Origin of the sequence: Pseudomonas sp. OG7, from assembly GCF_014192825.1 — a bacterium.
GTDB classification, from domain to species: Bacteria; Pseudomonadota; Gammaproteobacteria; order Pseudomonadales; family Pseudomonadaceae; genus Aquipseudomonas; species Aquipseudomonas monteilii.
Map to the genome: position 1 here is coordinate 1 of NZ_JACHYK010000009.1, position 19,340 is coordinate 19,340.

The 19,340-nt window shown below is 61.1% G+C and carries 8 protein-coding genes; 7 read left to right on the forward strand and 1 reads right to left on the reverse strand.

The features are described from left to right. The 6 genes from FHW75_RS21035 to FHW75_RS21060 all read left to right on the forward strand — a co-directional run. Window positions 1–13,323 (forward strand): immunoglobulin-like domain-containing protein (locus FHW75_RS21035; RefSeq protein WP_260308800.1); only part of this gene is annotated, 13,323 nt, incomplete at its 5' end. A gap of 145 nt (window positions 13,324–13,468) precedes the next feature. Further along, a complete protein-coding gene (locus tag FHW75_RS21040) occupies window positions 13,469–13,810 on the forward strand; it encodes a hypothetical protein (RefSeq protein WP_016714389.1) in 342 nt (113 codons plus the stop codon). A gap of 198 nt (window positions 13,811–14,008) precedes the next feature. Beyond that, entirely contained in the window at window positions 14,009–14,908 is a 900-nt protein-coding gene (locus tag FHW75_RS21045) for a TauD/TfdA family dioxygenase (RefSeq protein ID WP_019097410.1), read from the forward strand. Between the two features lie 17 nt (window positions 14,909–14,925). Beyond that, on the forward strand, window positions 14,926–15,945 hold the full coding sequence (locus FHW75_RS21050; protein ID WP_183674483.1) for an ABC transporter substrate-binding protein: 1,020 nt from the start codon (window positions 14,926–14,928) through the stop codon (window positions 15,943–15,945). 6 nt (window positions 15,946–15,951) lie between these two features. Beyond that, window positions 15,952–16,815 carry an ABC transporter ATP-binding protein gene (locus FHW75_RS21055; protein ID WP_016714392.1) on the forward strand — a complete coding sequence of 288 codons (864 nt, stop codon included), beginning with the start codon at window positions 15,952–15,954 and terminating at the stop codon, window positions 16,813–16,815. A gap of 14 nt (window positions 16,816–16,829) precedes the next feature. Continuing rightward, window positions 16,830–17,693: an ABC transporter permease gene (locus FHW75_RS21060; protein ID WP_025754966.1), complete on the forward strand. Its 864-nt coding sequence runs from the start codon at window positions 16,830–16,832 to the stop codon at window positions 17,691–17,693. Between the two features lie 56 nt (window positions 17,694–17,749). Here the strand turns inward: FHW75_RS21060 and FHW75_RS21065 are convergent, their stop codons facing one another. Further along, window positions 17,750–18,310, reverse strand: coding sequence for a WYL domain-containing protein (locus FHW75_RS21065; RefSeq protein WP_019097414.1), 561 nt, complete (start codon window positions 18,308–18,310; stop codon window positions 17,750–17,752). 207 nt (window positions 18,311–18,517) lie between these two features. On the opposite strand from FHW75_RS21065, the gene FHW75_RS21070 reads away from it, so the two are divergent. Continuing rightward, window positions 18,518–19,312 (forward strand): tetratricopeptide repeat protein, encoded by a 795-nt coding sequence (locus tag FHW75_RS21070; RefSeq protein ID WP_025754965.1) that lies wholly within the window; start codon window positions 18,518–18,520, stop codon window positions 19,310–19,312. The last annotated feature ends 28 nt before the right edge of the window (window positions 19,313–19,340 follow it).

Sequence of the window (19,340 nt, forward strand, 5' to 3'; positions counted from 1 at the left end):
CAGACCTCGGTGGCCGAGAACGTCAAACCGACCTTCACCGTACACATCAACCAGCCGCTGGATCACGACCTGGTCGTGACCCTGAGCAACAACGCTCAAGTCACCATCAAGGCCGGTGACACCAGCGCGCCATACGAGCACGCCGCACAGGGAGACGACGTCTATCTGGACAGCGGCGAAATCAGCCTGGGCATCAAGTCGGCTGTGGACGTTGACGGTCGTACCTTCGAGAATCTGCAGTTGGGCGGTGCCGCTACCGTTCAAGTGACCGACACCGTCGACGAAGTTGTGGCCAAATTGACCGCAAGCCAGTCGGTTACAGAAGGCGGCGAGATCACCTACACGATCACGCTGACCAACAAAGACGGCCTGCCAATCAACAACCACGCGGAGCTGTACTTCAAGCTGACCGATGGCACCACTGTTATCGTGCCCGCAAACAGCACTACCGGCTCGGCCACTGCAACCGCGCCGGATAACGTCTATGTCGGCGCTAACGAGCCGGTGGTCAATGCCATCGACGCCGTCAGCGGCGCGGATGCGTGGAAGTTCGAAAACCTGAACCTGGACAAGACGCCGGTCAGCACCGAGGTTACCGACGAGCCAGGTACCCCGGGCAACGAAGGCGACATCGTCAAGGTCACCATCACCGCCGACCAGACTTCGGTGGCCGAGAACGTCAAACCGACCTTCACCGTACACATCAACACTGCACTGGCCCACGACCTGGTCGTGACCCTGAGCAACAACGCTCAGGTCACCATCAAGGCCGGCGAGACCAGCGCGCCATACGAGCACGCTGCGCAGGGCGATGACGTTTACCAGGACGCCGGCGAAATCTCCCTCGGCATCAAGTCGGCGGTAGACGCCACCGGTGCGGCCTTCGAGAACCTGCAACTGGGCGGCGATGCTTCGGTCAAAGTGACTGACACCATCGACGAAGTTGTGGCCAAATTGACCGCAAGCCAGTCGGTAACCGAAGGCGGGGAGATCACCTACACAATCACGCTGACCAACAAAGACGGTCTGCCGATCAACAACCACGCAGAGCTGTACTTCAAGCTGACCGATGGCACCACTGTCGTCGTAGCTGCCAACAGCACCACTGGCTCGGCCACTGCAACCGCGCCGGACAATGTCTATGTCGGTACTAACCAGACGGTGGTCAATGCCATCGACGCCGTCAGCGGCGCGGATGCGTGGAAGTTCGAAAACCTGAACCTGGACAAGACGCCGGTCAGCACCGAGGTTACCGACGAGCCAGGTACCCCGGGCAACGAAGGCGACATCGTCAAGGTCACCATCACCGCCGACCAGACTTCGGTGGCCGAGAACGTCAAACCGACCTTCACCGTACACATCAACACTGCACTGGCCCACGACCTGGTCGTGACTCTGAGCAACAACGCTCAGGTCACCATCAAGGCCGGCCAGACCAGCGCGCCATACGAGCACGCTGCGCAGGGCGATGACGTTTACCAGGACGCCGGCGAAATCTCCCTCGGCATCAAGTCGGCGGTAGACGCCACCGGTGCGGCCTTCGAGAACCTGCAACTGGGCGGCGATGCTTCGGTCAAAGTGACTGACACCGTCGACGAAGTTGTGGCCAAATTGACCGCAAGCCAGTCGGTAACCGAAGGCGGGGAGATCACCTACACAATCACGCTGACCAACAAAGACGGTCTGCCGATCAACAACCACGCAGAGCTGTACTTCAAGCTGACCGATGGCACCACGGTCATCGTGCCCGCGAACAGCACCACCGGCTCGGCCACTGCAACCGCGCCGGATAACGTCTATGTCGGCGCTAACGAGCCGGTGGTCAATGCCATCGACGCCGTCAGCGGCGCGGATGCGTGGAAGTTCGAAAACCTGAACCTGGACAAGACGCCGGTCAGCACCGAGGTTACCGACGAGCCAGGTACCCCGGGCAACGAAGGCGACATCGTCAAGGTCACCATCACCGCCGACCAGACTTCGGTGGCCGAGAACGTCAAACCGACGTTCACCGTGCACATCAACCAGCCGCTGGACCACGACCTGGTCGTGACCCTGAGCAACGATGCTCAGGTCACCATCAAGGCCGGTGACACCAGCGCGCCATACGAGCACGCGGCACAAGGCGATGACGTCTACAAAGACGCCGGTGAAATCAGCGTTGGCATCAAGTCCGCTGTGGACGTTGACGGCCGTACCTTCGAGAACCTGGAGCTGGGCGGCGCTGCGAAAGTGGATGTCACCGACACCACCGACGAAGTCGTGGCCAAGCTGACCGCGACCCCGTCGGTTACCGAAGGCGGCGAAATCACTTACACCATCACGCTGACCAACAAAGATGGTCTGCTGATCAACAACCACGGTGCGCTGACCTTCACTCTGAGCGACGGCAAAACCGTCATCACCGTGCCGGCCAATGGCACTACTGGTTCGATCACCGTGACTGCCCCGGACAACGTCTACGTCGGCACCAACCCAGCGGTGGTTAACTCCATCGCGACCGTTGCAGGCGCTGACGTCGGTAAGTTCGAGCAGCTGACCCTGGACAAGACGCCGGTCACCACCACCGTGACCGACGAGCCAGGTACTCCAGGCAACCCAGGCGGCAACAACGAAGGCGACCTGGTCAAAGTCACCATCACCGCCGACCAGGCTTCGGTGGCCGAAAACGTCAAACCGACGTTCACCGTGCACATCAACCAGCCGCTGGACCACGACCTGGTCGTGACCCTGAGCAACGATGCTCAGGTCACCATCAAGGCCGGTGACACCAGCGCGCCATACGAGCACGCGGCACAAGGCGATGACGTCTACAACGACGCTGGCCAGATCAGTGTGGGCATCAAGTCGGCTGTAGACGCCACCGGCGCTACCTTCGAGAACCTGCAGCTGGGCGGCAACGCCTCCGTTCAGGTCACCGACACCACCGACGAAGTCATCGCGAAGCTGACTGCTACCCCGTCGGTCACTGAAGGCGGCGAGATCACCTACACCATCACGCTGACCAACAAAGACGGCCTGCCGATCAACAACCACTCGGCCCTGACCTTCACGCTGAGCGACGGCAAGACCGTCATCACCGTGCCGGCCAACGGCACCGTGGGCACCACCACTGTTACCGCACCGGACAACGTCTACACCGGTACCAACGACTCGATCGTGAAATCGATCGCCTCGGTCAGCGGCACCGACGTCGGCAAGTTCGAGCAACTGACCCTGGACAAGGCGCCGGTGACCACCACCGTCACCGACGAACCAGGCTCGGGCACCCCGGGCACTGGCAACGAAGGCGATCTGGTACTGGTTACCATCACCGCCGACCAGACCTCGGTGGCCGAAAACGTCAAACCGACGTTTACCGTGCACATCAACCAGCCGCTGGACCACGACCTGGTCGTGACCCTGAGCAACAACGCCCAGGTCACCATCAAGGCCGGTGACACCAGCGCGCCATACGAGCACGCGGCACAGGGCGATGACGTCTACAACGACGCTGGCCAGATCAGTGTGGGCATCAAGTCGGCGGTGGACGTCGATGGTCGTACCTTCGAAAACCTGCAGCTGGGCGGCAACGCCTCCGTTCAGGTCACCGACACCACCGACGAAGTCATCGCGAAGCTGACTGCTACCCCGTCGGTCACTGAAGGCGGCGTGATCACCTACACCGTGACCCTGACCAACAAGGACGGCCTGCCGATCAACAACCACGGCGCCCTGACCTTCACGCTGAGCGACGGCAAGACCGTCATCACCGTGCCGGCCAACGGCACCGTGGGCACCACCACCGTGACTGCGCCGGACAACGTCTACACCGGTACCAACGACTCGATCGTGAAATCGATCGCTTCGGTCAGCGGTGACGATGTCGGCAAGTTCGAACAGCTGACCCTGGACAAGGCGCCGGTCACCACCACCGTTACCGACGAACCAGGCTCGGGCACCCCGGGCACTGGCAACGAAGGCGATCTGGTACTGGTGACCATCACCGCCGACCAGACCTCGGTGGCCGAAAACGTCAAACCAACCTTCACCGTTCACATCAACCAGCCGCTGGATCACGACCTGGTCGTGACCCTGAGCAACGATGCGACTGTGACCATCAAGGCAGGCGACACCAGCGCGCCATACGAGCACGCTGCACAAGGCGATGACGTTTACAACGACGCTGGCCAGATCAGTCTGGGCATCAACTCGGCTGTAGACGCCACGGGCGCTACCTTCGAAAACCTGCAGCTGGGCGGCAACGCTTCGGTTCAGGTAACCGATACCACCGACGAAGTGATCGCGAAGCTGACTGCTACCCCTTCGGTGACCGAAGGCGGCGAGATCACCTACACCATCACGCTGACCAACAAAGATGGTCTGCCGATCAACAACCACTCGGCCCTGACCTTCACGCTGAGCGACGGCAAGACCGTCATCACCGTGCCGGCCAATGGCACCGTGGGCACTACCACTGTTACCGCACCGGACAACGTCTACACCGGTACCAACGACTCGATCGTGAAATCGATCGCCTCGGTCAGCGGCGCCGACGTCGGCAAGTTCGAGCAACTGACCCTGGACAAGGCGCCGGTGACCACCACCGTTACCGACGAACCAGGCTCGGGCACCCCGGGCACTGGCAACGAAGGCGATCTGGTACTGGTGACCATCACCGCCGACCAGACCTCGGTGGCCGAAAACGTCAAACCGACGTTTACCGTGCACATCAACCAGCCGCTGGACCACGACCTGGTCGTGACCCTGAGCAACAACGCCCAGGTCACCATCAAGGCCGGCGAGACCAGCGCGCCGTACGAGCACGCTGCACAAGGCGATGACGTTTACAACGACGCTGGCCAGATCAGTCTGGGCATCAACTCGGCTGTAGACGCCACGGGCGCTACCTTCGAGAACCTGCAACTGGGCGGCAACGCCTCCGTTCAAGTGACCGACACCACTGACGAAGTGGTGGCCAAGCTGACTGCGACCCCTTCGGTGACCGAAGGCGGCGTGATCACCTACACCATCACCCTGACCAACAAAGATGGTCTGCCGATCAACAACCATGGCGCCCTGACCTTCACGCTGAGCGACGGTAAAACCGTCATCACCGTACCGGCCAACGGCACTACCGGTTCGATCACCGTGACTGCACCGGACAACGTCTACACCGGCAGTAATCCGCCTGTGGTGCAGTCGATCGCAACCGTTGCAGGCGCTGATGTCGGCAAGTTCGAGCAGCTGACTCTGGACAAGACGCCGGTCACCACCACCGTGACCGACGAACCAGGTACTCCAGGCAACCCAGGCGGTAACAACGAAGGCGATCTGGTCAAGGTCACCATCACTGCCGACCAGACTTCGGTAGCCGAGAACGTCAAACCGACGTTCACCGTGCACATCAACCAGCCGCTGGACCACGACCTGGTCGTGACCCTGAGCAACAACGCCCAGGTCACCATCAAGGCCGGTGACACCAGCGCGCCATACGAGCACGCGGCACAAGGCGATGACGTCTATAACGACGCCGGCCAGATCAGCGTGGGTATCAAGTCGGCGGTGGACGTCGATGGTCGTACCTTCGAAAACCTGCAGCTGGGCGGCAACGCCTCCGTTCAGGTCACCGACACCACCGACGAAGTCATCGCGAAGCTGACTGCTACCCCGTCGGTCACTGAAGGCGGCGTGATCACCTACACCGTGACCCTGACCAACAAGGACGGTCTGCCGATCAACAACCACTCGGCCCTGACCTTCACGCTGAGCGACGGCAAGACCGTCATCACCGTGCCGGCCAATGGCACCGTGGGCACTACCACTGTTACCGCACCGGACAACGTCTACACCGGTACCAACGACTCGATCGTGAAATCGATCGCCTCGGTCAGCGGCACCGACGTCGGCAAGTTCGAGCAACTGACCCTGGACAAGGCGCCGGTGACCACCACCGTCACCGACGAACCAGGCTCGGGCACCCCGGGCACTGGCAACGAAGGCGATCTGGTACTGGTTACCATCACCGCCGACCAGACCTCGGTGGCCGAAAACGTCAAACCGACGTTTACCGTGCACATCAACCAGCCGCTGGACCACGACCTGGTCGTGACCCTGAGCAACAACGCCCAGGTCACCATCAAGGCCGGTGACACCAGCGCGCCATACGAGCACGCGGCACAGGGCGATGACGTCTACAACGACGCTGGCCAGATCAGTGTGGGCATCAAGTCCGCTGTGGACGTCGATGGTCGTACCTTCGAAAACCTGCAGCTGGGCGGCAACGCCTCCGTTCAGGTCACCGACACCACCGATGAGGTGGTGGCCAAGCTGACCGCCACCCCTTCGGTGACCGAAGGCGGCGAGATCACCTACACCATCACGCTGACCAACAAAGATGGTCTGCCGATCAACAACCACTCGGCCCTGACCTTCACGCTGAGCGACGGTAAAACCGTCATCACCGTACCGGCCAACGGCACTACCGGTTCGATCACCGTGACTGCACCGGACAACGTCTACGTCGGCAGCAACACCCCAGTGGTGCAGTCGATCGCTACCGTTGCAGGCGCTGATGTCGGCAAGTTCGAGCAGCTGACTCTGGACAAGACGCCGGTCACCACCACCGTGACCGACGAACCAGGTACTCCAGGCAACCCAGGCGGTAACAACGAAGGCGATCTGGTCAAGGTCACCATCACCGCCGACCAGACTTCGGTGGCCGAGAACGTCAAACCGACGTTCACCGTGCACATCAACCAGCCGCTGGACCACGACTTGGTCGTGACCCTGAGCAACAACGCGCAGGTCACCATCAAGGCCGGCGAGACCAGCGCGCCGTACGAGCACGCTGCACAAGGCGATGACGTTTACAACGACGCTGGCCAGATCAGTCTGGGCATCAACTCGGCTGTAGACGCCACGGGCGCTACCTTCGAGAACCTGCAACTGGGCGGTGCGGCTACCGTTCAAGTGACCGACACCACTGACGAAGTGGTGGCCAAGCTGACTGCGACCCCTTCGGTGACCGAAGGCGGCGAGATCACCTACACCATCACCCTGACCAACAAAGATGGTCTGCCGATCAACAACCATGGCGCCCTGACCTTCACGCTGAGCGACGGTAAAACCGTCATCACCGTACCGGCCAACGGCACTACCGGTTCGATCACCGTGACTGCACCGGACAACGTCTACACCGGCAGTAATCCGCCTGTGGTGCAGTCGATCGCAACCGTTGTTGGCGCTGATGTCGACAAGTTCGAGCAACTGACCCTGGATAAGACTCCGGTCAGCACCACCGTTACCGACGAGCCAGGTACTCCGGGCAACGAAGGCGACCTGGTCAAGGTCACCATCACGGCCGACCAGACCTCGGTGGCCGAGAACGTCAAACCGACCTTCACCGTACACATCAACCAGCCGCTGGATCACGACCTGGTCGTGACCCTGAGCAACAACGCGCAGGTCACCATCAAGGCCGGCGAGACCAGCGCGCCGTACGAGCACGCTGCACAAGGCGATGACGTTTACAACGACGCTGGCCAGATCAGTCTGGGCATCAACTCGGCTGTAGACGCCACGGGCGCTACCTTCGAGAACCTGCAACTGGGCGGTGCGGCTACCGTTCAAGTGACCGACACCACCGACGAAGTCGTGGCCAAGCTGACCGCGACTCCTTCGGTGGCCGAAGGCGGCGAGATCACCTACACCATCACCCTGACCAACAAAGATGGTCTGCCGATCAACAACCATGGCGCCCTGACCTTCACGCTGAGCGACGGTAAAACCGTCATCACCGTACCGGCCAACGGCACTACCGGTTCGATCACCGTGACTGCACCGGACAACGTCTACGTCGGCAGCAACACCCCAGTGGTGCAGTCGATCGCTACCGTTGCAGGCGCTGATGTCGGCAAGTTCGAGCAGCTGACTCTGGACAAGACGCCGGTCACCACCACCGTGACCGACGAACCAGGTACTCCAGGCAACCCAGGCGGTAACAACGAAGGCGATCTGGTCAAGGTCACCATCACCGCCGACCAGACTTCGGTGGCCGAGAACGTCAAACCAACCTTCACCGTGCACATCAACCAGCCGCTGGATCACGACCTGGTCGTGACCCTGAGCAACGATGCGACTGTGACCATCAAGGCAGGCGACACCAGCGCGCCATACGAGCACGCGGCACAGGGCGATGACGTCTACAACGACGCTGGCCAGATCAGTGTGGGCATCAAGTCCGCTGTGGACGTCGATGGTCGTACCTTCGAAAACCTGCAGCTGGGCGGCAACGCTTCGGTTCAGGTAACCGATACCACCGACGAAGTGATCGCGAAGCTGACTGCTACCCCTTCGGTGACCGAAGGCGGCGAGATCACCTACACCATCACGCTGACCAACAAAGACGGCCTGCCGATCAATAACCACTCGGCCCTGACCTTCACGCTGAGCGACGGCAAGACCGTCATCACCGTGCCGGCCAATGGCACCGTGGGCACTACCACTGTTACCGCACCGGACAACGTCTACACCGGTACCAACGACTCGATCGTGAAATCGATCGCTTCGGTCAGCGGTGACGATGTCGGCAAGTTCGAGCAACTGACCCTGGACAAGGCGCCGGTCACCACTACCGTCACTGATGAACCGGGCTCGGGCACTCCGGGCACTGGTAACCAGGGCGACCTGGTGCTGGTCACCATCACCGCCGACCAGACCTCGGTGGCCGAGAACGTCAAACCAACCTTCACCGTTCACATCAACCAGCCGCTGGACCACGACCTGGTCGTGACCCTGAGCAACAACGCGCAGGTCACCATCAAGGCCGGCGAGACCAGCGCGCCGTACGAGCACGCGGCACAGGGCGATGACGTCTACAACGACGCTGGCCAGATCAGTGTGGGCATCAAGTCCGCTGTGGACGTCGATGGTCGTACCTTCGAAAACCTGCAGCTGGGCGGCAACGCCTCCGTTCAGGTCACCGACACCACCGATGAGGTGGTGGCCAAGCTGACCGCCACCCCTTCGGTGACCGAAGGCGGCGAGATCACCTACACCATCACGCTGACCAACAAAGATGGTCTGCCGATCAACAACCACTCGGCCCTGACCTTCACGCTGAGCGACGGCAAGACCGTCATCACCGTGCCGGCCAACGGCACCGTGGGCACCACCACTGTTACCGCACCGGACAACGTCTACACCGGTACCAACGACTCGATCGTGAAATCGATCGCCTCGGTCAGCGGCGCCGACGTCGGCAAGTTCGAGCAACTGACCCTGGACAAGGCGCCGGTGACCACCACCGTCACCGACGAACCGGGCTCGGGCACTCCGGGCACTGGTAACCAGGGCGACCTGGTGCTGGTGACCATCACCGCCGACCAGACCTCGGTGGCCGAGAACGTCAAACCGACGTTCACCGTGCACATCAACACGGCGCTGGCCAACGACCTGGTCGTGACCCTGAGCAACAACGCCCAGGTCACCATCAAGGCCGGCCAGACCAGCGCGCCATACGAGCACGCTGCGCAGGGCGACGACGTCTACAAAGACGGCGGTGAAATCAGCCTGGGCATCAAGTCGGCTGCCGACATCGGCAACCGTCCGTTCGAGAACCTGCAGCTGGGCGATGCGGCGAAAGTCACCGTCACCGACACCACCGACGAAGTCATCGCGAAGCTGACTGCTACCCCGTTGGTCACTGAAGGCGGCGTGATCACTTACACCGTGACCCTGACCAACAAGGACGGCCTGCCGATCAACAACCACTCGGCCCTGACCTTCACGCTGAACGATGGCAAGACCACCATCACCGTGCCGGCCAACGGCACCGTGGGCACTACCACCGTCACCGCGCCGGACAACCCGTACGTGGGTGCCAACGACCCGGTTGTGAAGTCGATCGCTTCGGTCAGCGGCACGGACGTCGGTAAGTTCGAACAGCTGACTCTGGACAAGGCGCCGGTCACCACCACCGTGACCGACGAACCAGGTTCGGGCACACCGGGTACGGGCAACCAGGGCGACGTCACTACGGTCGGCATCACCGGTACCACTTCGCTGACTGAAGGTGAAACTGGCCAGTACACGCTGACCCTGAGCAATGCGTCCAAGTCCGAAGTCACCATCACGCTCAGCTACAGCGGCACCGCCAAGAACGGTGAGGACTTCTCTGGTGTCACCACCGTGAAGATCCCGGCCAACAGCACAGGCACGACGTTCAACATCGCTACCATCGACGACAAGCTGGTCGAAGGTACCGAGAACTTCACCGTGAAGATCGAGACCGCCACCGGTGGTACCTTTGAGAACCTGCAGGTTGACAGCACCAAGTCGAGCGTGACCACTGCCATCCTCGACAACGACCACCTGCCGGTTTCGCCCGGTGGCGCGGTGTTTGGTGTGGAAGACACTGACTACGTGTTTGCATGGAGTGATTTCAAAACCACCGATGCCGATGGCAACACTGGCTTGTCCGTAACCATTACCTCGCTCCCGGCCGCCGGCACCCTGCAGTTCTTCAACGGTACGGCATGGGTGAACGTGACGGTCAACCAGGTGATCAGCCAGGCTGACATCACTGCCAATAACCTGAAGTTTGTGCCGGCTCTCAACCAGTCGGGCGCGGACAACTATGGTGGCAACGGCGTAGGCAACAAGCAGGCCGACTACGCGCAGTTCAAGTTCAAGCCGAACGACGGCACCAATCTGGGCAGCGAAGTGACCATGAAGGTCGACATCAGCCCGGTTGCCGACAAACCGACCCTGAGCTTCGGCAGCGCTGACATCGACTCCAAAGGCCTGACCAAGGAAGTCTGGAACTCCCTGAAAAACCTGGGTACTGGTGGTAATGGCATTACCGGTGACGACCTGAAGACGGTCTTTGCCAACTCTGGCAGTGCCAACTCCAGCAGCACCATTACCAACGTGCAGTCCGATGGCAGCGTCACCGCTGGCACCGGTTCGAAGACCTCGGGCCTGATCTACCTGGAGGCAGGCAAGACCTATACCTTCAGCGGTACAGCTGACGACAGCTTCGTGCTCACGATCGGTGGCAACACTGTGGTCACGGCTACCTGGGGTGCTGGTGGCAAGATTTCGGGCACCTTTACCCCGACCACCAGCGGTTACTACCCGATCGAGGTCTACCATGCCAACCAGTCCGGTCCAGGCAGCTATGACCTGAACATCCAGGTAGGCTCGGGTACTGTCACCGACCTGAGCAGCTCGAACATCAAGATGTACCAGAACGTGACCGAGATGGCCAATGCTGGCCTTGGCGTATCCGATCTGCACACCGTGAATGGTCAGAGCTACTACGACGGCTACAAACTCAACGAGGGGCCGGAAGGTGGTTCGGTGAAACTGGTCGGTATCTCCACCGCCCTGACCGATACCGACGGCTCGGAAACCCTGAACGTAACCCTGAGCGGCATTCCGAAAGGGACTGTGCTGAGCGATGGTGCGGGTCATACCGTAACGGTAGGCAGTAGCCCGGTTGATGTGACGGGCTGGAAGCTCAGCAGCCTGACACTGACTCCGCCGGCCTACTACAAAGGCTCGTTCGACATCACTGTCACTTCGACTGCCACCGAAAGCCTGGGCGGCTCGGCCATCACTACCGGCAATATCCCGGTCACGGTGTATGGCGCAACCTACAAGGCCAGCGTGGGTACCTCGGGTAACGACACGATGACCGGCAGCGAAGGCAACGACATCATCGTCGCTGACGTGGCGGGCCTGAACGTGGTTCAGGGCAAGAACTACAACATCGCCTTCATGGTCGACAGCTCTGGCAGTATGAGCGACAAGTCGATTGCCGACGCGAAGACGCAGCTGGCTTCGGTGTTCAATTCGCTCAAGGCCAGCCTGGGTTCCGACACCTCGGGTACCGTGAACATCTTCCTGGTCGACTTCGACACTCAGGTGAACAAGAACGTGGCGGTGAACCTTGCCGACCCGGATGCCCTGAGCAAGCTGCAGGCGGTACTGAACTCGATGGTGGGTGGCTACAACGGTGGCGGTACCAACTATGAAGACGCGTTCAAAACCACGTCCAACTTCTTCAACAGCACCATGGCCACCAGCAATAAAGGTGCGGAGAACCTGACCTACTTCATTACCGATGGTAAGCCGACGTATTACCAGAGCGGGGAGAACACCAACCCTAGCCTGTGGAAGAATGGCAAGAACCTGGACGATGTGGTCAACGTCAACAACTACAAGATGGGCGATACCTTCAGTGCCTGGGCCGACGCGACGCACAAGGTCGAGATCAGCAGCAGTGGCGTAGTCAAGGTGCTGACATACTCCGAGAACCGCTGGGGTACGCTGGTGCTTGACTCCACCAAGACGGTCGGCACCCTGCATGCACAGGGCGATGGCACCTACGAGTTCTCCAACCTGGGCGGTACTGGCTACGCAGAGTACTGGAACTATGTGGACTCGGCGGCAGGCTCCACCGCGAGTTTCGCTGTGCTGGGTGGCACCAGCGGCTTGAGCAAAGTCCAGGCTATCGGCCTGAACAGCGATGTCACGCTGAACGACTTGAAGCCATACGACAGCGCCGGCAAGCCGCAGACCAACATCGACCCGTCCGACCTGGCGAAGGCGATTCTCGGTCACACTGAAGCAACGGTGCCAGGTGCCGACACTATCGATGGCGGCAACGGCAATGACATCATCTTCGGCGACTTGATCACCCTCAACGGTGTTGTCAGCGAGGGTTACCAGGCCATGCAGACTTACGTCGCGCAGAAGAGCGGTGTCGAGGTCAGCTCCGTTACCACCAGCAATGTCCACCAGTACATCACCGAGCACTACACCGAGTTCGATATCTCCGGTGCCAAAGACGGCAACGACATCCTGTCGGGCGGCAATGGCAACGATATCCTCTTCGGTCAGGGTGGTAACGACACGCTCGATGGTGGCAAAGGTAATGACATCCTGCTGGGCGGCACTGGCAATGACACCCTGATCGGTGGTCAGGGCAACGATATCCTGATCGGTGGCAGCGGTGCCGACACCTTCGTGTGGAAGGCGGGCGACATCGGTAACGACGTCATCAAGGACTTCAAGGTGGCCGAGGGCGACCGTATCGACCTGAAGGACCTGCTCCAGGGCGAGAAGGGCAGCACCATCGACAACTACCTGAAGCTCACCACGGTGGAAGGCACGACGACGCTGCAAGTCAGCAGCGAAGGCAAGCTGAACGCCGAAGGTGGTATCGCCAACGCAGACGTGACCATCAAGCTGGAAGGGGTGAACTGGTCCAACACCACGATCAACTCGTTGATCAGCGGTGCCGACCCAACCATCATCATCCACAACAAAGACAGCTGATAGACCACCGGGGCCGCTTAGCGGCCCCGGCTCTTTCCCGCCATCTGCCAACAGCGCATACTCTTGCGCCGGGCCTGCGTGCCTGGCGATCTTTGCCTATGCTGCTGTCTACCAACAAGGAACCAACGTGACGAGGGACACCGCCATGTTCTACGTGCAACGCGACGCCGCTGGCCAGTTGCTGCGGGTAGAAGCAGCCGCTTTTGACCAGTTCACCGAAATGCTCCCCGCCGACCATGCCGATGTTCAGGAATGGTTCGCCGATGACGTTGTGGAAAACAGCCTGAACCAGCTCAAGCAAAGCGACCTGGACATGATCCGCGTGCTTGAAGACCTTATCGATGTGCTGACCGCCAAGGGCCTGTTCAAGATCACTGACTTGCCCCCAGGCGCGCAGGCCAAGCTGCTCAACCGCTCCACGGCACGCAAGGCGCTCAGCAGCCTGAACAACCTCATCGACGAAGAAGAGCAGGGCGGGTTGATCTGATCGCAGGCCGCCCCGTCCTCAGTGCTATGGTTATGCGTTAAAGGTATTTAAAATATTGCTCTTATGACTTTATAGTCGCTTCCACTGCGTACCCGTCGACCAATCGATGCGCCGCACGACTTGAACCCACACGGGAAAACCCCGTGCGTTTCTGATCGTTGCGCGCCATTGAAGTCGCGCACTGCGTGGGAGTGAAAAATGTCAGCCGCCTTGAACGCCTTGTCGACCATCGACAGCGCCCAGCCGCAAGTTTTCGAAGTTCGCCCCTTCTCGGGTGCCGTCGGCGCCGAGATCATAGGCCTGGACCTGGCCAAACCGGTCAACGCCGAAGATTTCACCCGTGTCCATCGCGCCCACCTCGACCACCATGTGCTGGTGTTCCGCGACCAGCGCATCAGCCCGGAACAGCAAATCGCCTTCAGCCGCCGCTTCGGTGAGTTGCAGATTCATGTGCTCAAGCAGTTCCTGCTGACTGGCCACCCCGAGATCCTGATCGTTTCCAACATCATCGAAAATGGCCAGAACATCGGCCTGGGTGATGCCGGCAAATTCTGGCACTCCGACCTGTCGTACAAGGAGCTGCCAAGCCTCGGTTCCATGCTGCATGCCCAGGAACTGCCCAGTGAAGGCGGTGACACCCTGTTCGCCGACATGCACAAAGCCTGGGATGCTGTACCTGACGCCCTGCGCAAAGTGGTCGAGGGCCGCAGTGCCGCTCACTCCTACACCGCTCGTTACGCCGAGACCAAATTCGAAGGCAACTGGCGCCCGACCCTGACTGCCGAGCAACTGGCGCAGGTAAAGGAAGTCATTCACCCGGTAGTCCGCACTCACCCGGAAAACGGCCGCAAAGCCCTGTTCGTCAGTGAAGGCTTCACCACCCGCATTGTCGGCCTGCCAGACGACGAAAGCCGTGACGTGCTGCAGCAGCTGTATGCCCTTAGCGTGCTGGAGCAGAACATTTACCGCCACCAGTGGCAGCCCCATGACCTGGTGTTCTGGGATAACCGCTCACTGATCCACCTGGCCACCGGCTGCCCCGCGCACCTGCGGCGCAAGCTGTACCGCACCACCATCCAGGGCGATGCCCCGTTCTGACGACTGAGGAAATCATCATGCGCAAATCCATCAGCCGCCTGGCGGCAAGCATCGGCCTGGGCGCAAGCCTGGTCATCGGCAGCCTGGCCGCCCCCGCCGTGGCCCAGGCCGAAGGCAAGATCCGCATTGCCGAACAATTCGGCATCGTCTACCTGCTGCTGAACGTGGTGCGTGACCAGCACCTGATTGAGAAACACGGCAAGGAGCAGGGCATCGACATCGAAGTCGACTGGGCGCAGCTGTCGGGTGGCTCGGCCATCAACGACGCACTGTTATCCGGTTCGGTGGACATCGCCGGCGCTGGCGTCGGGCCGCTGTTGACCGTCTGGGACCGCACCAAGGGCCGGCAGAATGTGAAGGCCGTGGCTTCGCTGGGCAACTTCCCGTACTACCTGGTCAGCAGCAACCCCAACGTGAAGACCATCGCCGATATCTCCGACAAAGACCGTATCGCCGTTCCGGCGGTGGGTGTTTCGGTGCAGTCGCGCTTCTTGCAATACGCCGCTGCTCAGCAGTGGGGCGACAAGGAATACAACCGCCTCGATAAATACACCTTGGCCGTGCCACACCCGGACGCCACCGCCGCGCTGCTGGCGGGCGGCACCGAGCTGAACGGGCACTTCTCCAACCCGCCGTTCCAGGACCAGGTGCTGGCCAACAAGGACGTGCACGTAGTGCTCAACAGCTACGACCTGCTCGGCCCCAACTCGCCGACCTTGCTGTTTGCTACCGAGAAGTTCCGCAAGGACAACCCCAAAACCTACAAGACCTTCGTCGATGCTCTGGCCGAAGCCGCAGACTTCGCCCAGAAAGACAAGGCGGCTGCCGCCGACACCTATATCCGCGTAACCAAGGCCAAGATCGACCGCGACGCGCTGATCAAGCTCATCGACAACCCACAGTACGAATTCACCGTTACGCCCAAGAACACCTACAAACTGGCCGATTTCCTCTATCGGGTAGGCGCCATCAAGCACAAGCCGGAGTCGTGGAAGGACTACTTCTTCCAGGATGAACGCCCGCTGCAGGGGAGCTGACCGATCATGACCGCCCCATTGCCAGGCCACACGGCCAGCAACCTGAGCCGTGTCGCAACGCCGCCTTTGCTCAAGGTGGATAACCTCAGCCTCGAATACCGCACCGCGCAACGCGTGGTGCGGGCCACCCATCAGGTCAGCTTCGAAGTCGACCGCGCTGATCGTTTTGTACTGCTCGGCCCCTCCGGCTGTGGCAAGTCCACCCTGCTCAAAGCCGTGGCCGGTTTTATCCAGCCGCAAGAAGGGCAGATTCTGCTGCAGGGCCAGACAGTGCGTGGCCCAGGCCCCGATCGAATCGTGGTGTTTCAGGAGTTCGACCAGTTGCCACCGTGGAAAACGGTGAAGCAGAACGTCATGTTTCCGCTGCTGGTGTCTGGCCAGCTCAAGCGGGCGGAGGCGGAGGAACGGGCGCTGCACTATCTGGAAAAGGTCGGTCTGGCCGCCTTTGCCGATGCTTATCCACACACGTTGTCCGGTGGTATGAAGGCACGTGTGGCAATTGCCCGGGCCTTGGCCACCCAGCCCAAGATCCTGCTGATGGATGAGCCGTTCGCCGCCCTGGATGCGCTGACCCGGCGCAAGATGCAGGAAGAGCTGTTGCTCCTGTGGGAGGAGGTGCGGTTCACCCTGTTGTTCGTCACCCACTCCATCGAAGAAGCACTGGTGGTTGGCAACCGTATCCTGCTGTTGTCGCCGCACCCGGGGCGAGTGCGTGCCGAAGTGCACAGCCACCAGTACAACCTGGGCAGCCTGGGTGGTAGCGACTTCCAGGCCAGTGCCCGGCGTATTCACCGTTTGCTGTTCGACGAAGCGGATACCCCGGAACAGGCTGACGACCTTGGCTTCAACGATATCCGCATCGCCTACTGACAGGAGCTTCAGCCATGACCACTACACCTGTACGCCAGGAATACGAGGTGCAGCTGGAGCCGTTGCTCAGTGTGCCTTTGGAACGACAACTGCCGTTGGCCCAGCGCTTGTGGCAGCAAGGCTGGATGCGCAAGGCGGTTATCCTGCTGGTAATCGCCATGCTCTGGGAGGCCGTAGCCCGTTATCAGGGTAACGACCTGCTGCTGCCAAGCTTCTTGCAAACCGCCGCCGCCCTGTGGGACGGCCTGGCCAGCGGTGAACTGCCCGCCAAAGTCGGGGTTTCGCTGGTGATACTGCTCAAGGGCTATGTGCTGGGTATCGTCCTGGCCTTTGGCCTGACCAGTCTGGCGGTTTCGACCCAGCTGGGCCGGGACCTGCTAGGTACACTGACGTCGATGTTCAACCCGTTACCGGCCATTGCGCTGTTGCCACTGGCCTTGCTGTGGTTCGGGCTGGGCGACAACAGCCTGATTTTCGTGCTGGTGCATTCGGTGCTGTGGGCGTTGGCGCTCAATACCTACGCCGGCTTCCTTGGCGTATCGGAAACGCTGCGCATGGCTGGCCGCAACTATGGCCTGAAAGGGCTACGGCTGGTGTTGCACATCCTGGTGCCGGCGGCCTTGCCGTCGATCCTGTCGGGGCTGAAGATCGGCTGGGCGTTTGCCTGGCGTACCCTGATCGCTGCCGAACTGGTCTTTGGTGCCAGCAGCGGCAAGGGCGGGTTAGGCTGGTACATCTTCCAGAACCGCAACGAGCTGTATACCGACAAGGTGTTTGCCGGGTTGGCGGTGGTGATCTTGATCGGTTTGCTGGTGGAGGGGCTGGTGTTCAACACCCTGGAGCGGCTGACCGTGCGGCGCTGGGGGATGCAGCGCTAGGCCGTGAGCCTGTACTGGCCCTTTTGCCGGTGGCCCCGCGCAAGGGCCAGTACAGGCTATAGATTCTGGTACTGAGCAGCTGCATTGCTCAGAATCTTGCCAATCTCTCCCCGCAATTCTGCAGGCTGCTCCACCACCACCCCATCCCCATGGCTCAACAGCCACCAGCGCAATGGCCAACCGTCACTCACCGTGGCCCGTAGCCGGTGGCCATGCTCCAGCGCCGTCAGCTGCATATCGTTGCTCAACGGTGCAACCCGCAACTGCCGCGCCAGTGCGTCGCTGATCCGCGCCACCAGCTCCACCCCTTCACCCTGCGCCGGTTGCAACGCGTCCCCCCGCAGGTGCGTCAGCAAGTCGAAATTACCGCGCAATTCGCCCACCGCACTTGCCGACCAGTGCCAGCCGAACGGGATGCTCTTGTCATTGCGCTCCAGCGGAAATATCAGCGAAAGCTCGTTGAGGTCACGCTCGACCGTGCGTTTGCTGACCGTGAAGCCCACGTCACGCAGGCGCCACACCAACTCGGCGCTGGTTATGCCTGGGGAGCGGCTGGGCAACTGGCGCAGCAGTGCCCACTGTCGGCTGAGGGTGGCGCGGGTGGTGGCGAACGGCAAAAGATAACGTCCTTGTCTAGGCTTGCCGCAATAGGATGGCGGCACGCGAGGGGCATGGCAATTGGCCACAGCCTGCTCAGATCAAGGAAGTCGCATTTGGTTGCCTGGTACGGAATCGTTCGCGACAGGTTTTGACGTGACGTCACGCAGAATCACGCCTCATCACAGCCGAAGGTTGGGGTTGTGCGTCGTTCAATGAGGATGAACATGTCTGCTGCCAGCAATATCCATTCGCTGCTTGCCCGCCTTCTGCCCGAGCGGGTCATCGCTCCACCGACCCCCGTCGGGAGGCGGCTACCCCTGTTCGCCGGCGTGGGCTTGCCCAGCCAGCGCTCATTGCTGGTCAACCGCCTGGATGAGGCCAGTGATCTGCAGGCGGTATACGTCGACCTGCGCCGTCAGGCGTTGCAAGGCAGTGTGGCGGCCTTGAACGACCTCGGCTGGGTCTGGCTCAACGGAAAGTACTGGCGCGCCGATACCGTGCTGGCCGGTCACCTGCTGCGCATGGCTGCTCTGCAGGGCAATGCCGCCGCCTGGTTCAATCTCGGGCAGCAGCATTATTTTGGCAAAGGCATCGACCCCTCCTACGTGCAGGCGGCGGAGTGCTACCGGCAGGCCTTCGAACGGGGCATGTTGCACGCGGCTGCAGCATTGGGTGACCTGTATGAGGAAGAAGTGTGCGATGGCGACCAGGATTGGCAGGTCGACCTGGTGCAGGCTTACCAGTGGTTCATGCGTGGGGCCGAGCGAGGTGAGGCACGCTGCCGTTTCGAGGTGGGTTACCGGTTGATGCACGGGCTGTATGTGGATGCCGACCTCAAGGCCGCGTTGTACTGGCTGGAGCTGGCGGCCGCGGCGGGGGTGGTACAGGCAGCCGAGGAGTTGGCGGTGCATTTCAGCAGCCGGGACGCGGTGCGCTACCAGGAGTGGCGGGACCGGGCGGTGCAGATGGGCAGCACACTGGCACTGACCATGAAGCTGGAGGACCAGATCCAGCCATAAGGCCGCGCAAAATCCCCGGCATGAACAA